The sequence below is a fragment of the Citrobacter freundii complex sp. CFNIH9 genome (assembly GCF_002903305.1).
GTDB classification, from domain to species: Bacteria; Pseudomonadota; Gammaproteobacteria; order Enterobacterales; family Enterobacteriaceae; genus Citrobacter; species Citrobacter portucalensis.
This window is the reverse complement of record NZ_CP026238.1, coordinates 1,763,996-1,783,601: the sequence shown is the minus strand read 5'-3', so window position 1 is coordinate 1,783,601 and position 19,606 is coordinate 1,763,996. Positions and strand designations below refer to the sequence as shown.

The window sequence follows — 19,606 nt, the reverse complement described above, 5'->3', positions numbered from 1 at the left end:
CGCTATGGTAAGCTTCACTGGTCCGTTTAAACTACCGGGAGGCATATCATGAGCGCAGAAAGCTCAGGAGTGTTTACTTTGAAAGAGATCAACCGGATCAAGATTATACAGGACGTCATTGAACGTCGCATCACAACGCGCCGTGCGGCCGAGCACCTCGGTATCAGCGACAGGCAATGCCGCAGACTTCTTGCCCGTTACCGTGAAGGCGGACCGCTTGGTATGGCCAGCAGACGATGTGGCATGCGTGGTAACCGCCAGTTGCCACCCGGGCTCGCAGATCAGGCTCTGGAACTGATCAAGACGCGTTATGCTGATTTCGGTCCGACTCTGGCGCGTGAAAAGCTCGAAGAACTCCACGGACTGTTTCTTGGCAAAGAAACTGTCCGGCGCATCATGGTGCGGGCTGGCTTATGGGTTCCCCGTAAACAACGTGCCGCAAGGATCCCTCAACCACGGTACCGGCGTCCGTGTACTGGTGAGCTGATACAAATAGATGGCTGTGATCACGACTGGTTTGAAGGCCGTGGCCCGGCCTGCACCGCGCTGGTCTATGTTGATGATGCAACCAGCAAACTGATGGAACTGTTGTTTGTTAAATCGGAGTCCACGTTTTCTTACTTCGAAGCCACGCGGCGCTATATCGATAAGCATGGTAAACCGCTGGCACTGTACAGCGATAAAGCCGGTGTTTTTCGTGTTAACAATAAACACGCCACAGGCGGAGACGGGCATACTCAGTTTGGGCGAGCCATGCATGAACTGAACATCCAGACTATCTGTGCAGAAACCAGTCCCGCCAAAGGGCGTGTAGAACGAGCTCACCTCACTTTACAGGATCGTCTGGTCAAAGAGCTGCGGTTACAGGGCATTTGTTCAATGGAGGCTGCAAATGACTTCGCTGAGGCCTATATGGCTGACTATAACCGCCGTTTTGGCAAAGTACCGCGACATGATTTTGACGTACACCGTGCTGTAGAACATGATGAGGACCTGGGGCTTATTTTCACTGTTCGTGAAAAACGTAAAGTCTCAAAATCGTTGACGATACAATATGATAAAATGTTGTACCTGATTGAAGACAGCGAACTGAGTCGCCGTGCAATAGGTAAATATATCGATGTGTATCACTATCCTGATGGCAGAAAAGAGCTGCGCCTGAACGGTACGCTACTTCCCTACTCTACCTACGACCGACTGTCAGAAATCGACCAGGGCGCGATTGTCGATAACAAGCGTCTTGGCCGAACCCTGGAGTTTATCAGTCTGGTGCAGAGCAAGCGGGATAACACGCGCTCTCAGTCAATTCCCGCTGGAGATGGCCCTTCCCGACGACGGCCAAAGCAGGAAGGGAAGAAATCCCAGCGCTCACTGGATAATGATGACATGCTCGAAGCACTCAAACAGCTTCAGTCACGTTCAGAGGACATTTTTGGTAAAAGAGCCCGCTGATGGTACTCACTGGCCGGACAGTGGTTGCTCACCAGTTGATATTGTCCGGCCAGACCCATGATGTATTATTCATTTCGTTCAGCATCTTTATGTCCTGCTTTTCACGGGCATACTTACCCCATAATGAATGAAAAGAACGAACAATACTGATTAACTGCTTTTTTCTTTGCTCCGGAGATAGGCTGATAAAATAGCAGCACCTGCTGTCAATATTATCCTCAATGAAATTAAAATCAGAGTCTGATGCATATTTTACTGTTAGCATAATATCATTCGACGTTGTTCTCTCAGACTCTGTTAATGCTGATTCTATCAGGTATTCAAAGGCATACATGACAGACAGCTGGTTTTTGTCTGTCTGAATATAACCCATTGAGTTTCTGAGTATTGAGGACTGTACCAGGACCAGAGGCCATAAAAGCTCAACACCATAAAGCTTATATGTATCATGTTGATCATACTGATGTTGCTCAACACGACGATTACCTTCCCGTGCTTTACGAATATCATAGGCAAGGGATAACATAAATCCGTCTTTAACTTTAATCAGTGGGCTTTCATCCACGATGTAATGAATGAGTTCATGTAATTCATTCAGGGCTTCTGAATCTCCCCACAGTATAAAACCTGCATTGTTCGGCGTTAACTCGTATCGAAGCATGGGCTCAATCATCCTGTTGTTTCAGTCGGAGGAAAGTCTATCAGTAAAGAGAATGAGAGATCAAAGTGGTCATTTTAATTGAGCTGGATAACGGACATTTCAATTGAGCCTTGACAAAAGCCCATGTTTACGCCCTCTCTTGAATACCGAATAAAAACACATTATAAATACTGTATATACATCCAGTAAAGGAGGAATAATCAATGTTCGTGGAACTCGTTTATGACAAAAGGAATTTTGATGGTCTGCCCGGTGCAAAAGATATCATTCTGGGCGAATTGAGAAAGAGAGTGCACCGGATCTTCCCCGATGCTGATGTTCGGGTTAAACCGATGATGACACTGTCGGCGATCAACACCGACGCCAGCAAGCATGAGAAAGAACAGATAAGCCGTACTGTTCAGGAAATGTTTGAAGAGGCTGATATATGGCTGGTTTCAGATTACACGCCCTGAACCGTCATATTGCTTAAGTACAATCCACCGTGACTGGCAATCATTCAATACTCGCAATATCGAACGTTCACCAGTTTGCCAGCCACTTTGTGCTCGCTCTGTCTGCCCGTATCCCGGTTAGCGTGGCATGGACAGGCCACAAAAAAAAGGCCCCTGCACATGCAGAGGCCTTTCTCTATACAAATTAAAGACAGGATTTTATACCTGCTATTCTTTTATTCTTTCCATCCATGACGTCAAGAGCCCCCCGTAACGAATAATAATTTATAATAGTAACTCCATTATCCGTGTAAACATCTACATTATCGCCGGTTGCCAGCACACTGTAATATTTACCAGTTTTTTGGGGTATGATTTGAGTCAACAGAGGTTCACGTTGCCATGCAGAGAGTATGCATACCTGCGTATCGTCAGCACTTTTCGTCGTAGTAAACGACGCCAAAATATTCTGGTCCTCACGGTAATTGTATGGATTTACGCATCCCGAAAGGCTGAGCACCGACAAAAGAAAAATTATCCGTTTCATTTAATAATCTCCATTAACTTATTTGTTAAATACTAACAGAATGAAGCATTAATACACTATCGGATAACGCCCTCTGCCGAACAACTTCACTGCTCCATACATCAACATACGCTTCCACTTAGGCACACCCAGCACCGTCATCCCATCAAGGAATATCCGGTCAGCTTCAGCCTTTGTGCGCAATGCATTGTCGTAAAGGTAATCGTGAATAATGGCGGCTTTGGCATACTTCCCGTCAGGAGGCAACAATATCCACAGAATGCGCGGGACGCTGGCAAGGTCCGTCACGAAGCCTGCAGGTACCTCAATCACATCATTGCTATTGTCAGACAGATAAAACGAAAATGGCGCGTATACGCGCCATCGGTAGTGATCCAGCATTTCCAGTATTGCTGGCGTGGTAAAGCGACTCATTATGCCCCCTCCGGCCATCCTGGCTGGTAAGCAATTATGGCGCTCATATCTGTCAGCTTTGTCACCTCTTCTTTCATCTGTCGCTGCCGTTCGTGAATTCTGAAGCCGTGCATTACCATTGCCTGCACCATCGCTGCCTCCAGCTGTTGCAGGAACGCAAAATTCACCGGAACATCGTGGTTATCTGCATCCGTCCAGAAGAATCCCACAGGTAACTTTCCTGCACTGGCAGCCATAACCACGGGCGCAAGACGCTCCTGCGACGCTTTGCCTCCATCCCACCGGCGATTGTCCAGTTCAAAAATAATGTTGGCGTTTTCCTGAACGTCCCGCCAGTTGCTGATTTCAGCCAGTTTCTGGTTACGTAAATCCTCCACCATCTTGTCAGTCACAATATAAGGGGCGACAGGTCCATACTTTCCTGATTCAAGCTCGCTGTAGATACGGCGTCCATGCTCCTCAAAATCATTCGGGCATGCAGTGAACGGCAGAAACTCATCAAACTCTGCAAATTTAACCCTGCAGTTAATCGCTGTATGTTCTTTATTCGCCCACTCAGGAGCCTGAATGCCCTCAATATTCATATAATCTCCTTTTATGAAATTCGCTGAAAAAGACCTGCATAGAAATCCAAAATAGACCCAGCCAGACCTTCAGAAGAATTGGTTGCAATTCCACACGAACGCCATGTACCCGGCAAAGTAAATTTGCCATTACGACTCATAATACAAAACGACGCTTTACCATCTCTGTTGCTGATAATTCCACACGCTATTAAACTTCCCCCCGAATAACTTGTACCTGGATTAGTACCTACCCCTCCAGGCGATGGCATATATGCCAGCGCAAATGTACCTACAGCATAAAGTGCACCCGCTGGTGCGCCTGCTGGTCCCTGCGGCCCTTGCGGTCCAGTAGCGCCTGTTGCTCCCTTTGCGCCTGCAGGTCCCTGTGGTCCAGTTAACCCGGTATCCCCTTTATCTCCCTTATCCCCTTTTGCGCCTGCCGGTCCCTGCGGTCCTACAGGGCCTATTGGTCCTGTTGCCCCCGTTAGCCCGGTGTCTCCCTTGTCACCCTTTTCGCCTTTTGCACCTGCCGGTCCCTGCGGACCTGCAGGGCCAGTTGGTCCTGTTGCCCCTGTTAGCCCGGTGTCTCCCTTGCCACCCTTTTCGCCTTTTGCACCTGCCGGTCCCTGCGGACCTGCAGGGCCAGTTGGTCCTGTTGCCCCCGTTAACCCCGTGTCTCCCTTGTCCCCCTTTTCACCTTTTGCACCTGCTGGCCCCTGCGGACCTGGCGGACCACTGAGGTCTTCACTTTCCTGTATCTCTTTAATGGTATCAGCGGCGGCTTTTGAGGCTGCACTTCTGGCCTGTTCAGCAAGAAGCTGTGCCTCATCCCTTGCCTGTCCACTTTCTTTTTCACTGGCAGCAGCAGCCTGTGCACTGTTCCGGGCATTCAGGGCGTCTTCCTGAGCTTCATCGCGCAGCGTCAGGGCCTCATCTCTGGCCTGTTCTGCGCGGGTGGCGCTCTCAGCTGCTTGATTTTTCTGGTTCTCAGCCGTTTTGGCTGACTGCAGGGCTGATGCTTCACTTGCTGATGCCGATTCTGCACTGGCTGATGCCGCAGTCTCTGATTTAGCGGCCTTTTCACTGAACTCCCTGGCATGCAGTTCACTTATCGCTGCAGCTGCAGCGCTGTTATCCCCCTGTTCTGCAGCCTGTGTAGCCGTGAGGGCGCTTTCACGCACTGAGGTTTCAGATGCGGCTGCATTACCGGCATGCTCACCCGCTGTTTGTGCTGATGCAGCTGCACTTCCGGCACTCCCTGCTGCAGACTGTGCCAAAGCGCCTGCCTCCTGCTGCGCTTTCTGTGCCGCATCAGCGGCGATCTTTGCCTTTCCGGCCTGTTCCGTCGCTGTCTGTGCCGACTTTGCCGCACTGTCAGCATCTGCACTGCTGGCCAGAACGTTCTGCGCGGTCTGTCGGGCATTAACTGCAGCAGACCGGGCAGAATCATCAGCAGCACCCGCAGAGAGTGCCGCCTGGTGCTGTGACTCTGCCGCAGCCGTTGCAGACAACGCTGTCGCGTCTTTACTCTGTTCCGCTGACTGTGCGGCCTGTTCGACTCGTTCCCTATCCTTCTCTGTTGCACCGCTCAAATCCACTACGCGGTTTACCATTTCCTCAAAACGTTTCATCACCTCCGGACGAAGGTCCGCGTCCTTTGGCGCATCGAGAAACGCATTCAGGGTATCCGGCGTATCGGTCGGGGCCACGTAAATATCGCCAGCCACTGAGGGAGGAAAACCTTCCCGCTGCAGTGACACACTGTAATAACCCGGTTCAGCCTCAATGCTGTAATAGCCGTTCGCGTCCGTAACAGAGGATGACATAACCTCCACAACAACGGTCGCGCTGGTTTTCTTCGCATTCAGTTGGATGATGCAGTCCTGTACCGGTTTCCCCGCCCCGTCTTTTAATACGCCAGAGATAAGTACTGCCATAATTCCTCCATACAAAAAAAGCCCGAATGAGTGCTCATTTTGGGATTCAGTCATCAGTAAATGCTGATGCCTGTGCTGTTCTTCTTCACCACCATGACCAGCAGGTTACTGATAAAAGCAGGAGTATCACCGCCGCCACCATTACCCTTGCTTGAAACCGTAAAGCTCATGGTCACATTTCCAGCTCCGGCAGGCATATCAATGACCGTACTGAATGATTTCGTTGGAATTGCGGGATATGCGTTGTATATCTCTCTGCCGTTGTGCTTCACAACAAGCCCACAATCTGTCCACCGGTCATTACTTGTGGCTGATTGCCCACTTGCTCCTGCAAAAGTGATGGGTGGAATAATTATCTGCCGATCAAAATCGTGATCATCCTGTATCTGGACCGTGAGGGTTCCATTCGGAAAACCCGGAATTCCGGGGAAAGCCCGCCCAACTGCTTTAACGATATCGCCGACAATCTTCTCTGCCCGCATCGTCCCCTTTATGGTGCAGTTTTCCTCAATCGTCACATTGTTGAGAGCACCAGAGTTCGCACTGATATGGCCGCTGATATCCGCATTACGGGCGGTCAGTTTGCCGTCAGGCGTCAGCGTAAAGGTCGGTGGGTTACCGCCACTGGTGATAGTGGGAGCCGTCAGATATTTGAGGAACACCTCGTTCATAAATATCTGGTTACCCTGAGCCACAAACATCGGGGTCTCATTGCCGTTTGCCGGGTCGATAAACGCGATACGATTTGCTGCCACCAGGAACTGGCTTACCTTCCCTTCTTCAGTGTCCTCCATGCTCAGGCCCAGACCAGCCACATAGTGCTTCCCGTCTTTGGTCTGCTCTATCTTCACACCCCACATGGCATTCCATTTGCCGTTCGCGTCCTGCCATTCTTCCGAAAACTGATCCAGCCTGCTGGCGTTGTCTTCCGTCAGCTCCACCTTCTCCAGCAGCTCTTTCCCCAGGTGGCTTTCGGTGATTTCCCCTTTGAAGAAATCCAGGTAACCCGCCGCATCGTTGCTGGCCTGCCCTTTAGCCTCCACGAACGCCGATTTCCCGACCTGGTTCACGGCCCGGATATAAAAGTAATAATCCTTGCCGGGTTTGATATTCGCGTTTGCTGCAATCCAGTACAGCGCGGTGCCGAGATAACGCGCATCGGTTTCCACCTGGCGGATATCGGCAATCTGCGTAACCGTAAACCAGAATTCATACTGCACCGTGGGGTCATATACTGCCTGGCGCGGGGTGGCGGTTATCTGAAAATAGCCGGGAGTCAGTTCAACATAAGACGGTACTGCGGGTACGGCGATGCTGAAATCCGTGCTGGCGGGGTCGCCCTGCTGGCCCTGGCTGTTCACTGCCCGGACCGTCAGGGTGTAACGCCCCGGCGTCAGGTTGCGGAAGGTGTGCTCCGTTTCGCTCAGAGTCAGGCTGCTGGCCAGACGGTCGCTGTTATCTTCCGCTTTCACCGTCAGGCGCAGGGAGAAGTTAACCCCCTTCACCACACGCGGAGTTGACCATCGCGCCCGCGCCTGATACTGCCCGTCCTCCGCCAGAATCTCTGTGGTCAGGTGCTGCACGGCAGGCGGCGTATTCGTGATACCGGTGTCCGGTAACGGATCAAACGTCGCCCCGTTGTCCACGATGGATCCTTTCTCCGGAACATGCTGTACGGCGGTAATGGCATACGTGCCGTCATCGTTTTCCCGTATGGCCACGCAGCGAAACAGCCGCTGGCGCAGGTCCGGCAGTTTCAGCCCCCACACACTGTACTCCGCCACGCCATCGGGTAACTGGCTGACGGTGACGCGGTCCGGGGCGGGGTGCGCGGTGACCGCGACGGTAACAGGCTGGCCATTGCTGCCCACCAGGTTCAGCACCACATTGCCGCCTGCCGGTATCTCCACCTCACGGTCCAGCGTGAGCGTGCGCGTAAGGCTGTCGACCGACAGGATGCGTCCGCCCACGGTCACGCCAGCATAATCACTGTCGCAGACCTCAATGATATCGCCGGGAACATGTCGCAGCCCCTCAGCCCCTACGGAAAAATCCACCGTCTGCGTTTCCAGCAATTCGGTGGTGATGGCCCATAGTCCGGCGCGGTGCGCCTGCCCACGGCTGGTACAGGCGAACGCATCCATCTTCAGAACGTTGCGACCGTAGCGCCGGATGGCAGCATCGTTTTCCACCAGTTCGGTGGATGTTTCCCAGCCGTTGTTCGGGTCGGTGTAACGGACCTCGGCGGCATTGTGGCGCTCTTTCAGGGCGCTGAAGCTGTAGATGAACGGCGCACCGTCAGCGGGCATCACCACATTACTCTGCGTATAGGTCCAGACTTTATCGGCGGGCCGGTCCTGCACAAAGGTCAGTTTACTGCCGTTCCACACCGGCATGCAGCGCATCAGGGAGCAGAAGTCCCCCAGCACGTCCCAGGCTTTACGCTGGTCCGTCAGATACGCATTGCAGGTGATACGTGGTTCTGTCCCGCCAAAACCGTCAGGAACAGGCTGATCGCAGTACTGTGGAATGGCATACAGCGCCCACTTGTCCACATCCGCAACACCAATGCGGCTTCCCATGCCATAGCGCGGGTGAGTCAGCATATCCAGCACACACCAGGCCGGATTATCTGTCCAGGCGGGTTTAAACGTCCCGTCCCAGAGTCCCGTATAGATCCGTTTTAACGGGTCGTAGTTCGACGGCACCGGCACAATACGCCCGCGCAGGAGATAGTTTCGCGTGACCTGCTGGCTGCCAAACTGCTCCGCATCCACTTTTACGCCGATAACAGCGGTATTCGGGTAACGTTGTTTCACATCGATGATTTCGGTATAACCCGACCACACCGTTTTGTTCTGCAGCAGGTCTGTCGTGCTGTCATCAGTGAGGCGCAGCATGCGGACTTCAAACGGCCGGGGCGGCAAATCATCAATCACCACGGATGCCAGAAACTGCGTGGTCGTTTTACCTGTAATGGTGATATTCCGTTCCACCTGCCACTTACCTTCCCGGCGAAACTGGATCTGCATCTGTACGCTGGTCGGGTTGCGGTCGCCTTTGGTACTGTTACTGACCAGCGACTGCACACCAAAGGTAAAGCGCAGACGGTCCAGCGTTTTGGTGGTAATCGTGCGGGTCACCGGCTCTGACTTCTTCACCTCCACACCCAGCAGGGTTTCAGCGCCGGAGTCTTCGAACCCCTCCATCGCGGTCTGCTCATCCTCCCCCACGCGGTAAACCACGGTGACACCGTGAACCATCGCGTTACCGTCGCTGTCGAGGACCGGCGTTTTGTTAATTCTGACGCTTTTCAGCCCGTCCACGGGGCCTTCTATCGGCCCCTCGCAGATGGCATCAACAACGGTCAGCATCTGGCTGGATTTCAGGTCGTCAGGAGCCTCATGCGGCGTTTTACTGCTGCCACCACCCTTACCCATAATCTGTTCCTTCTGAAACGACAAAACCGCCCGGAGGCGGTTCTATGTAAATACAAATATGCTGCAGTAAGTCAGCGACCGATGATCACCACCTGCCCCCCGCCACCTTCATCCCGTGTGCTGATTTCCTGGGAGATCGTGCGGGAGCCGACCAGCATTTCACCGTACAACACCGGCAGGGCATTACCCTGCGCCATCATGTTGTCCAGCGACGAAAAATAGGTGTTCTGTTTGCCGTTATCGGTCTGCCGGGACGAGGGGATTTTTGCCTGCGGTGTCAGCATCTGCGCCACACCACCCAGCATCATGGCCGCCCCCATAGAAAACAGGACTGAAGATGCTGAAATAGCACCGGCAGATAACGCGGATCCCCACAGAGCGAGGCTTCCCCCCGCCGTAAAAAAGGATGCGCCGATTGCCACAGCACCCAGCACCACCTGGAACAGACCACCTTTTCCAGCCCCTGCCATACGCGGGACAATATGAATAATGGCCCCGTCCGGCAGCGGCTCGTGCAGACGGGCTGACAGGCTGGTTTCATTCACATCCTGACCGGCGATACGTATCTGATACCAGCCATCATTCATTTTCTGCCGGAACCCCGGAACCTGCATGGCCAGCGCGTAAATGGCCTCAGCCCCCGTTTTTATACTGAGGCTGAAGCGGCGGCCAAATCGTTGTAAATCCCCGTGAAGGCAGACTCGTGCCATGCCCGGTGTCGCCATATCGAGTGTGTGCGGCGTTGCCATTTGTCGGTATACCTCTCGCGTTTACTGAGCTGATCAGGAATATGGTGCAGCAGCTCGCCATCGCCGCAGTAAATCGCGGCATGGTTGGCAACCGATGAACCAAAACAACAAATCAGAATGTCTCCGGGCTGGGCTTCTGTGGCATTCACCCGGTAAAAACCGGTCGCCTCCAGATTATCCAGATACAGATTATCCCCCTGCTTCCACCAGTCCTCCTTCCGCGCAAAATCCGGCATCTCAATACCGGCCAGATGGTACGCATCGCGGAACAGGGTGTAACAGTCCGTCACACCATGCTCAAATGCCCGCCCGGTAAGGAACGGCATACAGCGAAATTTGTATATCCGGTCATCGCAGACCAGCCACCACGGCAGGCCACTTTGCACCTGCAGGCGGCGATCAACATCGCTGAGAAACGGCAGGCCATCGGGATGGCTGTGGACCAGGGCCACCACATCACCTGCCGCCTGTGCCTGAAGGTAATCTGCCGGATCCATACGAAAATACATTGTCGGTTCAGCGGAAAGATTCTGGCAGGGAAAATACCGCTCCCCTGCAGACGTGTTCACCACCCAGCCGCACGATTCAGCCGGTGCACACACAGCGGCATGCACCAGGATAGTTTTGTTCATGGGTGTACCCATCAGGAAAGACGGTTAATGGAGAGGAAGCAGCCGATGCGCGGCAGGTTATCACGCAGCTCGCAGCCGGTACGGCATTTGCTGCAGGCATCTTTTGCCGGGTCTGCCGTGGGCTTGTCAAATTCATCCGCCACAGGCGGCCCGGCATAGCCACACTCCTCAGAACGGTAGGTCCAGTTGCAGACATCAGCCAGCATGATCCGCGCCGGAAACACGCTGCCGTCCGTTTCGGTCGGCGTGGCCAGCACGAAGGTCGCCGTGGTGGCTTTCAGCTCTGACAGTTGTTCAATCACCCAGCGGCTGACCACTTCCTGTTCCGGATCGGCCTCCGGGTTACCGCCTGTAAAGTTCACCGCATCGAGAAAACGGGCGTACACAACATGCCTTACCACCGTGGCCCCGACGAGGCTCTGCATATCTGCCGCAAGTCCCGTAACCATGCCAAACATGTTCGACACCGCCAGCGTCGGGCGGGCGGTAGTCCCTTTCCCTACCAGGTCGAACCCGGTTCCCTGTATCGGGTAAACGTCATACTTACGGCCCTGCCAGGTGACCGGCTCGCCCTTCTCGTTCTGTTCATTTGAAAAATAGTAACGCTGGCCACCAAAGGCCGTCAGGTCGATTTCCCACAAATCAATGCGGGCCGACTGTTCGGTTTTCGTGGTTTCGCTGAGGGTGTTCTGAGGAATATCCTGCATAAGGATCCTTAAGCAATGACCTGCTCAAATTTACAGCTGAAATCGGAATACGTGACGTTGTCCGTAACAGACCACTCCCGGCAGACAACTTTAATCGTGCGGTTGTATTTTGGCGGTCGCCACAGAAAGGCTTTATATCCTCCGTGCCCGGCCAGAAACGCTTCAAGTGCGGTGCGGGAATTGTCCGACGTGATACGGAAAACAGGCTGGAAGTTAATTAACTGATGGTTGAGTCCGGTCGGGCGACGTTGCTCATAGCCATCCCCAAATTTTATGGTTGTCACCGAAGGGGAAACAGAAGACTGCATCCCCTCCCTGGGTGCCCAATGAAAGGTTTTCACTTATCCTCCCGCCAGCATGCCGCCATCACGTCCCTGAGTTCTCAGGATACTCATGACACGCGTATCAATCATTTTGACCAGCATCTGCGATGCCTGCGGCCCTATCTGCCCGTTTTGCCCGTCATTCTGAATGGCAATGTGATACACAGGTGAATAAACAATCCCCCCATTCATACCACCACCAGAGGAACCCGGGTCACTCAGCGCCCTGACACCCAGCGTACCGTCAGTCGTTTTCGCCAGAGGCATAATGGCTTCCGGGCCAGCTTCACCAAACACGCCAGCCCCCTTTGCAAAAGCAAACAGGGTCGGGCTGTCATAGATGCCGTTGCTGTAGGCACTTAATGAAGGTGAGTCATAAACACCGCCCTTCGCATTAAAACTAAAACTGCTGCCAAAACTGCTGATGGCCGTGCCGGTGCTCGCGGTGGCTGCGCCGCCAAAAAGACTGCCGCCAATGCCCATAATGGATTTCAGGATGGTGTTGGTAATCAGCGCCTGCGCTGCCATATCGACAAGGTTTTTAATCACCGACTGTGTCAGGGAGGAAAATAACCCAATCATCCCGTCCCGGAGTGTCTGTGTACCGTTCAGCATGCCGGTCAGCATGTTGGAGGTTCGCTCCTGGGTGGTTTCCATCAGGCCAATGGCGAGGCTGTTCAGGTTTCCCTGCGACTTATAAAGCTCCACCGCCGTCTGGTACTGCGCATCAGCAGAATCTTTATCCGCCTTTTGCTTCAGCAGTTCGTACTGCTCTTTGTTGATCGCATCATTCTGGTAAAACGCCTGCAGCAGTGACTGGCGCTCAGTCAGCTGATTACGCAGTTCAACCAGCGGATCAACCGTCCCGGCGATATCAATCAGAGGGGCAGACATTGCCGCTGCCTGTGCCTGTAACAGTTCGCGGGCCGTACTTTGTGCCAGTGTGATTCTGGCCGTCTGGTATTCCTTTTCATCCAGAATACGGGCATTCAGGAGCGACTTCAGCTCCTGGCTCGCTTCACGCTCTTTCGTAAGAGTTGCTCTGGCTGGCGCATACTGTTCTGCCAGTTCGAGGCGCTGTTTCTGATAGTTTTCAGCATTCAGCAGCAACGTTTTCTGAATATCGGCCTCGCTGGCTCCGTCAGCGCGGGCGGCTTCAAGGAGTTTTCTGGCGCTTTCCTGCTCCTGCAGGTTGATACGTCCGAGACTGGAGGCATGTGCCGCTTCGATTTCACGTCGCAGTTGCTCATACTGGTTAACTTTCTCTTTTTTCCCTTTATTACCTTTACCAGACTCTTCACCTTCACCTGTCCATGTGCCAGTCGGTTTTTCTCCCGTTGAACCAGGTGGATTAATGGTATTTAAATCACCTGACAGGTTTAATATTTTCTGACCTAAATTCAGCTTATTAAGAGAAAGTACATTCCCGATTCTATCAAGCCTTTCCTCGGTTTTTTTCATTGCTAAATCTAAATCATCAAGCAGACCTTTTGCATCCGCCTGATTTACTTTAAGCCTTTTAGCATTCCATTCAGGATATAAAATATTTCCTTTATTATTATCATAATCACTGATGGAGCTATCTCTGTCCTGAATTTCCTTAGCTAATTTATTCCTTTGAATAATTTGATTTTGATATTCTTCTTGTAAATTATATTGTTTAGACGAAAGTTGGTTGACGGTGAGTTTCATCAACTCTTCATTGGTTTCAACAACCGCATCTTTCAAATTAATCGCCGATTGTCTTGCCTGATTTGCCTGATCACAAAAATATAGCAATGCAGAACCTGCCAGCATCGCCGCACCCACCGGACCGCCAACCAGTGCCAGCGCCCCTCTGGCCATACCTACTGCTGCAGAGACTGCGCGGGCTGAAACGGAAAGCTGTTTATTGGCAGCATTCAGCTGGCTCTTTGCCTGTGTGGAGAGCAGTGTCTGCTCGGTTTCCTGCCGGATTAAGCGGTTAAACTCACTCTGATAACTGACGTTAAGGCCAAATTGTCTGGCACTTTTCTCCATTTCCCGATAACGCCCGAATTCTGCGTTATTCTGTGCCAGCGTGGCGGCGGTACTTTCCAGCGTTTTTCGCGCCATATCGGCCTGCGCCATCGCGCTGGCCCTGACTGCCTGCTGCTGCTCCACCCAGGCACCAATGTTGCCCCTGATACCTGCCGTCAGTTTTGTCGCCAGAACAGGAATCAGCGTATACAGCGCAACGTTGGCGACCGTATTAAAATTATCCGTCAGGCCATTAATGGCATCAGTAACGGTCTGAACACCACTGCGCAGCGGGCCGTTTCCGCTCTGTCCCACCTTAATAATCAGACCTTCAAAAGCCGAAGTCAGGCTGAGAAGATCGCCGTTGAGGTTATTTACCCTGATTTCGGCCTGCTCATGTGCGGTCTGTGTACCGGTCAGGGCGGCGGTCAGCGACTCCACCTTCTCGCGGTTCTGCACCAGGATGGATGCCGCGCTGAGGTTTTCCACCCCGAACAGCTTCACGGCCTGCTTTGTTGACAGATTTTTCCCGGCCAGGTTCTCCAGTGCCTGACTCAGCCCGACAACAGAAGGCTTCAGGGTTTTATCGGTTCCCTTCTCCAGATTCAGGATCACGTTACGCAGCGCGGTTCCGGCCTCGCCGCCTTTAACCTCACGCTCCGCCAGTACCTGTATGGCGGCATTGAGGGTTTCAAAACCTACGCCAGCCTGTGCCGCTGCCACCCCGCCATTTTTAATAGCAGCAGCAGTATCGGCTATCTCCGACGAACCAAATTTCGCGCCGGCAGCCAGCACATTGATATACCGGTCGGCTTCACTGGCTCCCGCCCCAAACTGGTTTAACGACAGCGCCAGCGTTCGGGTGGCATCCGGAAGCGTGGTCCCTGCCGCCTGGGCCAGCGTTAACGCGCTTTTGGTCGCCGCCGTCAGCCCCGCAGAGGTACTCAGCAGTTCAGGCTTTGCCGAAGCCATCAGCTTAATGGCCTCGGCAGCCTGCGATGCGCTGTATTCCGTTGTGCGGACCATTTCCTGCGCTGCCTGATCGTACAGTTTCATCTGCGCACTGGTGGCACCGGTGATGGCCTGCAAATCCGACAGCAACTGGCTGTACTGCCGCGTAGTGTTAATAATGGTGCCCAGCGATAAACCCGCCCCGACAAAACCTGCCAGCCTGCCAGCCAGCCCTGATACCGAAGCAGAAACACACTTATAGGCATCCTCCGTCTTTTTCGCATCAGCCTGGGCATTGCGGTTAAACTGGCGTGACTGACTCTCAGCGCTGCCGTAGGCGCTCATCAGCTGCGATTTAAAGTTCGCTGCATTCAGATGCAGCCCAACGGCAAGAGAGGCAACGTCACCCATTACATTAATACCTTCATGACTGCCGCACACTGCGCATCCAGACTCGGATTCACGGCGGCGGTGGGGGATTTAACAGGGGGCGGATTACTGTCCGGCTCTTCCCGGCAAGGCTTTTTGAAAATGCCCTGCTTGAGGAAGAAAGCTCGCCAGTGGAAAAGCGTGTCAGCCGGAAGCGCCGCAATTTTTGACGGGTCAGGCTCGCCCCAGCGGTCGGCCAGCCAGAAAATCAGCTCCAGCCAGGGCGAGTCACTCAGTTTTTTTCGGCGGTTTCCAGCTTACCGATGGCGTGCTTTTTCACTTTGTCGATGGCATCCAGAAGCACAACGTTATCGTGTGCCGCCAGCAGCTCCTTCGCCGTGGGTTTGTCTTTGGCTTTAATCGGCGAGCCGTCAGGCTGAACCAGGCTGTCGATAACAATCTGTACGCTCAGCTCAGACGCCAGGCGGGCATTGCCAGAGGTCTGCGCCTCGATGAGCGCATCTTCATGATCAATAAGCTCAGCCGCCGTCAGCCGACGCAGGTAAACCTTTGTGCCTAAAATTTCAGTTTCAGTGGGCGTGGATTTCGTTTTGAGCAGTGCATTTTTCAGTGCGGAGAGGCTAAATTCAGACATGGTGTATCCTGTTTTTCAGACGAAAAAAACCGCCCGGAGGCGGTGTATATCGGGAAACAGATTACGCTCCGGCATCTGGTGCCGGCGCGGCGATCCCCCATTTAATGTTGTTTTGCTTACCCTGCACCGTAATCTGGATAACTTCACTGGCAGGCGCTGTGATTTCGTTCATCTGCCAGCCTGAAAGCGCAAGGATCATTGAAGCCGTTCTTTTGTTCGGCAGCTCAATATAAAACTGAACGGTCTTACGCTGCTCTGCAGCATTGAGGAACGCGGTGAAATCTTCGTTTTCCGGGTCGTCAATGAATCCCAGCGATTTCTCCGGCCCTTCCGGCAGGTCTGACACCGACTGCTTACTCTTGTCCAGCAGGGTGGTACAGTCGACAAATCCTCCCGTCTGACCTGTCGCGCCCAGTGCCTTACAGTTAATCAGGGGTTTGAGCGCCGCCACAGCGGCCCCCACCTCGCCGAACTTCACCACCGTCCCGGCAGGAAGCATTGCGTACTCAGGGGATGATTTTGGCGTGTTATTTTCATCAGCCATAATGATTCTCTCTTAAATAGTGGGCAGCGGTTGCTACCTGTTCTGAATGCCATTGCGGATTTCTACGGTCAGAATGCGCAGAACCTGCCGGACGTTGTAATCCAGTGCCGGACGGATGAACGGATCGGCAACCTGTTTAACCGTCCCGAACTCCTGGGCCAGCGCTTTCATGTAATGCTTTTTGCTGGGGCCAACCCGAAGGGTGACCACTGTATTTCCGCGACCTTTTCGGGTGGATGAGCGAATTTTGATGGAATCACGCATATGCTCTGCAGAGGACGCCTCGTCGAAGCCGGCATGTTGTTTCATGTCTTCTTCCACCACTTTCAGCGCCTCACGCCCTGCATCACGTAACACCTTCGTGCCGACCTTTTCACCGAGCGCGGTAAGCTGCCGCTCCAGCTCGTCCAGCCCTTTTACGTCCATAGTGATCATGGTGAAGCGTCCTGGTAGTGAAAGGTAAAATCCCGGACGAGCCGGTACTGAATATTGCCGCTGGTCAGTACCGTTTTACTCTGCTGTATTCCCCCACGGACCACATTCTGTACGGGAAAGCCCTCCAGCTGGCCATGCACGATAGCAGTCCATTCCGCGCTGATTTTCTTATCCAGCTGTAACAGGCGGGTGTAGTCATTAAGCAGATGAATCGCTATCTGGAAGCGGCCCGCAATCAGACCTGTGCGCAACAGTCCGGCGTACAGCTCCGGATCGGAAATACACTGGTAAGTAATCCCCTCCTGCAACTCATCGGGCAGAAGCAGAGGATAAACATCCAGCCCGGTCAGGCGTTCAAGTGCTGCCTTTAATGCCAGCTCGATCATGACGTGCGTCTGCCTCCCCTGTGATGATGATGCGGTCCGCAAGACGTTCGACGTTACGAACGGTATAAACCCGGTCAGACGTCGTTATTTTCCAGTCGATATCAATATTCAGGTTCGGATGAGTGGAAAAAAGACACGTTTCAACAACCTGCTGTTGATCCAGTGTGCGGACCTTTCTGCCCGACACCAGTTCGCGCTTCGCCCAGGCTTTCCCGGTCGCGACCAGTTGTTCCGGCAGATGTTCACCCAGCGGCCCCCGGCCGGATTGCATATACCCAATCGAAAGACGGCAGGTCATCTCTTCCGGCTTCAGGCTCATACGGTGTTCTCCTGCAACGGGAAAAGAAGGTGCCGGACCGCAGCCGTCTCCAGCCACTGACCGGTGAAACCATTCAGATACGCATCCCCGACCAGATACTGCATGGCCAGCTGGATATCTTCATCCGCCACAAAACCGCGTACACCTTCCGGCAGCGCCTGCAGTTCGTCATCGCTTCCCACCAGTTTGCAGTAGTAGTCACGCTCAATACTCTTCTGCGCTGCCGCCACCATTTTAGTGAGCATGTCGTCATGCTCCGTGAAATCCGGCTCCAGACGGAGCTGGGTTTTCACATCATCCAATGTCAGTATCATGGTCATCGGCTCCCTTGCGGGGACTCAGCGCCTTTTCCGCATCTTCTGGCCATACCGCAATATGGCGTTCAACCAGTTTCTCTGCGTACTCAGCATCAAAACAGGCCGTATCACCGCGTGAATAACGATGATAGGGTCCCAGGAAAAAAACAGCTTTCCGCGCCACTTCTGCTCCCGTCAGGCCCGTGGCCCCGTTTGTTTCACTTCCGGTCAGATCAACACCGGCATCACCTGAACCCGCTGCAGTATTCTGACCGCCATCCCCGTCCACTGTATTTTCCGGCGTCAGTTCATCCGGCTTTTTCACATCACCGGCTGCAGCCGCCGCTGCCGCTGCTTTTGCTGCTTTCGTCGTCATCGTTTTGCTCCTGAAAAGAAAAAACCCGCTGCTGCGGGCCTGGGGGATTACGTGCTTTTACGCTGTGCGACCGTGGTCGCACAGCGTGCAGGACCGGTTAAAACAGCACTTTTGTCCCGAGAACAAGACCTTCCGGATGACGGAAGCCGATATCGTGCTCCGTCACCACGCGGATCAACGACTGGTTACGGGAGAACGCGGAAACCAGATTGCCATCCCCGTCCTGGTAGGAGGCTTCCTGCGAGAACGACACCTTCATGTTGCCGTCTTCACCGATAACCACATCATTAAAGTCAGCGAAGTAAATTTCCGACTCTTTGCCTGCGTCACCGAGGTTTGCCGGGATAGCGCTGGTACGCTGAATCGGATATCCCTTCAGGATCCCCTGGGCCATTTCCGGGTAGACCTTGTTACCGTTACCGTCGCGCAGACCGAACAGTTTCATGTAGGTCCGGTTCGACATGCCCCAGCCGCAGCTGATCATGTTGCTGTTCCCGTCCATAGCCATCAGGATAATGTTGTCGAGATAGGTATCAATCGTCTGCAGATTAACCTCTGCAGCAGCTTCCCACGGCAGCAGGCGGTTCCACTCAGTTGCCCGCGCTTTCATACCGACAGGCGTATCACCGGTACCGTCATCGCGCATAAAGGCTTTATCTTCACGAACAGAAATCGCGGTCAGAATATCCTGCAGGACCAGCTGCTCCACGTTGTAGCCAGCACGACCAATCAGCTGGTTGGAGATAGGCACCATTGCAATCATGGTTTTCGCAGTGAGTTTCACATCATCGAAGCGCGCTTCTGATGTTTTCGCATCCTTGCCTTCCCCGGTGTAGCTCGCCGTCGCACCACCGGCCAGACGCGGCAGCGCCATATTGCCGTTCGGCAGCGGAATGGAGCGCGCGCCCAGCTTACGGACGATGGTGCGATCGCGCAGCAGTTCGATCACCTCGCTGTGCAGGTTTTGCGGAATAAGAACGCCACCTGACGCGGCGGCAGTGTTGATGGCCATCGAGACAGACGGGTCATTCAGTTCTTCAGCTGCAAATTTAGCAGCATCCTGGACGTTACCCTGTGCTGCCGCAATCGACATCACCAGACGGGTCATTCCTGCGCCGGTATATTGCTTTGGCTCTGCTTTAACGCTGATACCCGGAGCCTGTTGTGTACCTTTAACCGGTTTGGCAACAAGCGCTGCAGCACGTTCAGCTGTTTCCAGACGCTCCATTTTGGCACTGATATCTGTAAACTGCTGCTGCAGGCTGGCAAATTCGGTTAACTGCTCCGCTGTCAGCGTTCCACCGGTAGTTTCAATCGTGGCCAGGGCCTGTACCTGTTCATTAATACCCGCACGCTGACGACGTAATTCTTCAATCTGTGGCATAGTTTTCTCTCTTTTTGGCATAAAAAAAGCA

The 19,606-nt window shown here is 53.4% G+C and carries 21 protein-coding genes; 2 read left to right on the top strand and 19 right to left on the bottom strand.

Features of this window, described 5'->3' with window-relative positions:
* Nucleotides 1-48 precede the first annotated feature (48 nt).
* Nucleotides 49-1,452 carry an ISNCY-like element ISKpn21 family transposase gene (locus C2U43_RS08985; RefSeq protein ID WP_001567368.1) on the top strand — a complete coding sequence of 468 codons (1,404 nt, stop codon included), beginning with the start codon at nucleotides 49-51 and terminating at the stop codon, nucleotides 1,450-1,452.
* Between the two features lie 28 nt (nucleotides 1,453-1,480).
* Here C2U43_RS08985 and C2U43_RS08980 read toward each other — a convergent pair whose 3' ends face one another.
* A complete protein-coding gene (locus tag C2U43_RS08980; RefSeq protein ID WP_001567369.1) occupies nucleotides 1,481-2,113 on the bottom strand; it encodes a DUF6904 family protein in 633 nt (210 codons plus the stop codon).
* A 203-nt stretch (nucleotides 2,114-2,316) separates the two neighbouring features.
* Between C2U43_RS08980 and C2U43_RS08975 the strand changes: the two genes are divergently transcribed.
* Complete coding sequence (locus tag C2U43_RS08975; protein ID WP_079938050.1) at nucleotides 2,317-2,568, top strand: DinI family protein; 252 nt, start codon at nucleotides 2,317-2,319, stop codon at nucleotides 2,566-2,568.
* A 184-nt stretch (nucleotides 2,569-2,752) separates the two neighbouring features.
* Here the strand turns inward: C2U43_RS08975 and C2U43_RS08970 are convergent, their stop codons facing one another.
* The 18 genes from C2U43_RS08970 to C2U43_RS08880 form a co-directional block, all read right to left on the bottom strand.
* A complete protein-coding gene (locus C2U43_RS08970; RefSeq protein WP_079938051.1) occupies nucleotides 2,753-3,094 on the bottom strand; it encodes a hypothetical protein in 342 nt (113 codons plus the stop codon).
* Between the two features lie 48 nt (nucleotides 3,095-3,142).
* Nucleotides 3,143-3,508 (bottom strand): DUF1353 domain-containing protein, encoded by a 366-nt coding sequence (locus C2U43_RS08965; protein ID WP_079938052.1) that lies wholly within the window; start codon nucleotides 3,506-3,508, stop codon nucleotides 3,143-3,145.
* Nucleotides 3,508-4,092 (bottom strand): DUF4376 domain-containing protein, encoded by a 585-nt coding sequence (locus C2U43_RS08960; protein ID WP_079938053.1) that lies wholly within the window; start codon nucleotides 4,090-4,092, stop codon nucleotides 3,508-3,510. Before C2U43_RS08960 ends, C2U43_RS08965 begins: the two co-directional genes overlap by 1 nt.
* Nucleotides 4,093-4,103: 11 nt before the next feature.
* Nucleotides 4,104-6,011: a prophage tail fiber N-terminal domain-containing protein gene (locus C2U43_RS29730; protein WP_158654529.1), complete on the bottom strand. Its 1,908-nt coding sequence runs from the start codon at nucleotides 6,009-6,011 to the stop codon at nucleotides 4,104-4,106.
* Nucleotides 6,012-6,064: 53 nt separating this feature from the next.
* Nucleotides 6,065-9,451, bottom strand: a complete 3,387-nt coding sequence (gpJ, locus tag C2U43_RS08950; protein ID WP_103284982.1) for a phage attachment tail tip protein J — start codon at nucleotides 9,449-9,451, stop codon at nucleotides 6,065-6,067.
* A 71-nt stretch (nucleotides 9,452-9,522) separates the two neighbouring features.
* The gene (locus C2U43_RS08945) at nucleotides 9,523-10,200 is read right to left on the bottom strand and encodes a tail assembly protein (RefSeq protein ID WP_103284981.1); all 678 of its coding nucleotides are present in this window, start codon (nucleotides 10,198-10,200) and stop codon (nucleotides 9,523-9,525) included.
* Nucleotides 10,098-10,832 carry a C40 family peptidase gene (locus C2U43_RS08940; protein WP_103284980.1) on the bottom strand — a complete coding sequence of 245 codons (735 nt, stop codon included), beginning with the start codon at nucleotides 10,830-10,832 and terminating at the stop codon, nucleotides 10,098-10,100. The genes C2U43_RS08945 and C2U43_RS08940 overlap by 103 nt, the downstream gene beginning before the upstream one ends.
* Before the next feature lie 11 nt (nucleotides 10,833-10,843).
* Complete coding sequence (locus tag C2U43_RS08935) at nucleotides 10,844-11,539, bottom strand: phage minor tail protein L (protein ID WP_103284979.1); 696 nt, start codon at nucleotides 11,537-11,539, stop codon at nucleotides 10,844-10,846.
* 8 nt (nucleotides 11,540-11,547) lie between these two features.
* Complete coding sequence (locus C2U43_RS08930; RefSeq protein WP_103284978.1) at nucleotides 11,548-11,880, bottom strand: phage tail protein; 333 nt, start codon at nucleotides 11,878-11,880, stop codon at nucleotides 11,548-11,550.
* The gene (locus tag C2U43_RS08925) at nucleotides 11,881-15,222 is read right to left on the bottom strand and encodes a phage tail tape measure protein (RefSeq protein WP_103284977.1); all 3,342 of its coding nucleotides are present in this window, start codon (nucleotides 15,220-15,222) and stop codon (nucleotides 11,881-11,883) included. It lies immediately after the preceding gene.
* A 250-nt stretch (nucleotides 15,223-15,472) separates the two neighbouring features.
* Complete coding sequence (locus C2U43_RS08915) at nucleotides 15,473-15,835, bottom strand: phage tail protein (RefSeq protein ID WP_075847155.1); 363 nt, start codon at nucleotides 15,833-15,835, stop codon at nucleotides 15,473-15,475.
* Nucleotides 15,836-15,896: 61 nt separating this feature from the next.
* Nucleotides 15,897-16,379 (bottom strand): hypothetical protein, encoded by a 483-nt coding sequence (locus C2U43_RS08910; protein WP_003832379.1) that lies wholly within the window; start codon nucleotides 16,377-16,379, stop codon nucleotides 15,897-15,899.
* A gap of 33 nt (nucleotides 16,380-16,412) precedes the next feature.
* The gene (locus C2U43_RS08905) at nucleotides 16,413-16,814 is read right to left on the bottom strand and encodes an HK97-gp10 family putative phage morphogenesis protein (protein WP_103284976.1); all 402 of its coding nucleotides are present in this window, start codon (nucleotides 16,812-16,814) and stop codon (nucleotides 16,413-16,415) included.
* Complete coding sequence (locus tag C2U43_RS08900; protein WP_103284975.1) at nucleotides 16,811-17,200, bottom strand: hypothetical protein; 390 nt, start codon at nucleotides 17,198-17,200, stop codon at nucleotides 16,811-16,813. Before C2U43_RS08900 ends, C2U43_RS08905 begins: the two co-directional genes overlap by 4 nt.
* Nucleotides 17,169-17,519, bottom strand: coding sequence for a phage head completion protein (locus tag C2U43_RS08895; protein ID WP_103284974.1), 351 nt, complete (start codon nucleotides 17,517-17,519; stop codon nucleotides 17,169-17,171). The genes C2U43_RS08900 and C2U43_RS08895 overlap by 32 nt, the downstream gene beginning before the upstream one ends.
* Nucleotides 17,516-17,833 carry a head-tail connector protein gene (locus tag C2U43_RS08890; protein WP_003832371.1) on the bottom strand — a complete coding sequence of 106 codons (318 nt, stop codon included), beginning with the start codon at nucleotides 17,831-17,833 and terminating at the stop codon, nucleotides 17,516-17,518. The genes C2U43_RS08895 and C2U43_RS08890 overlap by 4 nt, the downstream gene beginning before the upstream one ends.
* Entirely contained in the window at nucleotides 17,814-18,191 is a 378-nt protein-coding gene (locus C2U43_RS08885; protein WP_103284973.1) for a hypothetical protein, read from the bottom strand. The genes C2U43_RS08890 and C2U43_RS08885 overlap by 20 nt, the downstream gene beginning before the upstream one ends.
* A gap of 97 nt (nucleotides 18,192-18,288) precedes the next feature.
* Entirely contained in the window at nucleotides 18,289-19,575 is a 1,287-nt protein-coding gene (locus C2U43_RS08880) for a phage major capsid protein (protein WP_103284972.1), read from the bottom strand.
* Nucleotides 19,576-19,606: the final 31 nt, after the last annotated feature.

Bases quoted from the DNA above. Each gene is read 5' to 3' on its own strand.
- C2U43_RS08915 (WP_075847155.1), bottom strand. From the start codon at position 15,835: ATGTCTGAATTTAGCCTCTCCGCACTGAAAAATGCACTGCTCAAAACG.
- gpJ (WP_103284982.1), bottom strand. From the start codon at position 9,451: ATGGGTAAGGGTGGTGGCAGCAGTAAAACGCCGCATGAGGCTCCTGAC.
- C2U43_RS08900 (WP_103284975.1), bottom strand. From the start codon at position 17,200: ATGATCGAGCTGGCATTAAAGGCAGCACTTGAACGCCTGACCGGGCTG.
- C2U43_RS08985 (WP_001567368.1), top strand. From the start codon at position 49: ATGAGCGCAGAAAGCTCAGGAGTGTTTACTTTGAAAGAGATCAACCGG.
- C2U43_RS08890 (WP_003832371.1), bottom strand. From the start codon at position 17,833: ATGATACTGACATTGGATGATGTGAAAACCCAGCTCCGTCTGGAGCCG.
- C2U43_RS08935 (WP_103284979.1), bottom strand. From the start codon at position 11,539: ATGCAGGATATTCCTCAGAACACCCTCAGCGAAACCACGAAAACCGAA.
- C2U43_RS08925 (WP_103284977.1), bottom strand. From the start codon at position 15,222: ATGGGTGACGTTGCCTCTCTTGCCGTTGGGCTGCATCTGAATGCAGCG.
- C2U43_RS08965 (WP_079938052.1), bottom strand. From the start codon at position 3,508: ATGAGTCGCTTTACCACGCCAGCAATACTGGAAATGCTGGATCACTAC.
- C2U43_RS08885 (WP_103284973.1), bottom strand. From the start codon at position 18,191: ATGACGACGAAAGCAGCAAAAGCAGCGGCAGCGGCGGCTGCAGCCGGT.
- C2U43_RS08895 (WP_103284974.1), bottom strand. From the start codon at position 17,519: ATGAGCCTGAAGCCGGAAGAGATGACCTGCCGTCTTTCGATTGGGTAT.
- C2U43_RS08910 (WP_003832379.1), bottom strand. From the start codon at position 16,379: ATGGCTGATGAAAATAACACGCCAAAATCATCCCCTGAGTACGCAATG.
- C2U43_RS29730 (WP_158654529.1), bottom strand. From the start codon at position 6,011: ATGGCAGTACTTATCTCTGGCGTATTAAAAGACGGGGCGGGGAAACCG.
- C2U43_RS08880 (WP_103284972.1), bottom strand. From the start codon at position 19,575: ATGCCACAGATTGAAGAATTACGTCGTCAGCGTGCGGGTATTAATGAA.
- C2U43_RS08905 (WP_103284976.1), bottom strand. From the start codon at position 16,814: ATGATCACTATGGACGTAAAAGGGCTGGACGAGCTGGAGCGGCAGCTT.
- C2U43_RS08975 (WP_079938050.1), top strand. From the start codon at position 2,317: ATGTTCGTGGAACTCGTTTATGACAAAAGGAATTTTGATGGTCTGCCC.
- C2U43_RS08960 (WP_079938053.1), bottom strand. From the start codon at position 4,092: ATGAATATTGAGGGCATTCAGGCTCCTGAGTGGGCGAATAAAGAACAT.
- C2U43_RS08980 (WP_001567369.1), bottom strand. From the start codon at position 2,113: ATGCTTCGATACGAGTTAACGCCGAACAATGCAGGTTTTATACTGTGG.
- C2U43_RS08940 (WP_103284980.1), bottom strand. From the start codon at position 10,832: ATGAACAAAACTATCCTGGTGCATGCCGCTGTGTGTGCACCGGCTGAA.
- C2U43_RS08945 (WP_103284981.1), bottom strand. From the start codon at position 10,200: ATGGCAACGCCGCACACACTCGATATGGCGACACCGGGCATGGCACGA.
- C2U43_RS08970 (WP_079938051.1), bottom strand. From the start codon at position 3,094: ATGAAACGGATAATTTTTCTTTTGTCGGTGCTCAGCCTTTCGGGATGC.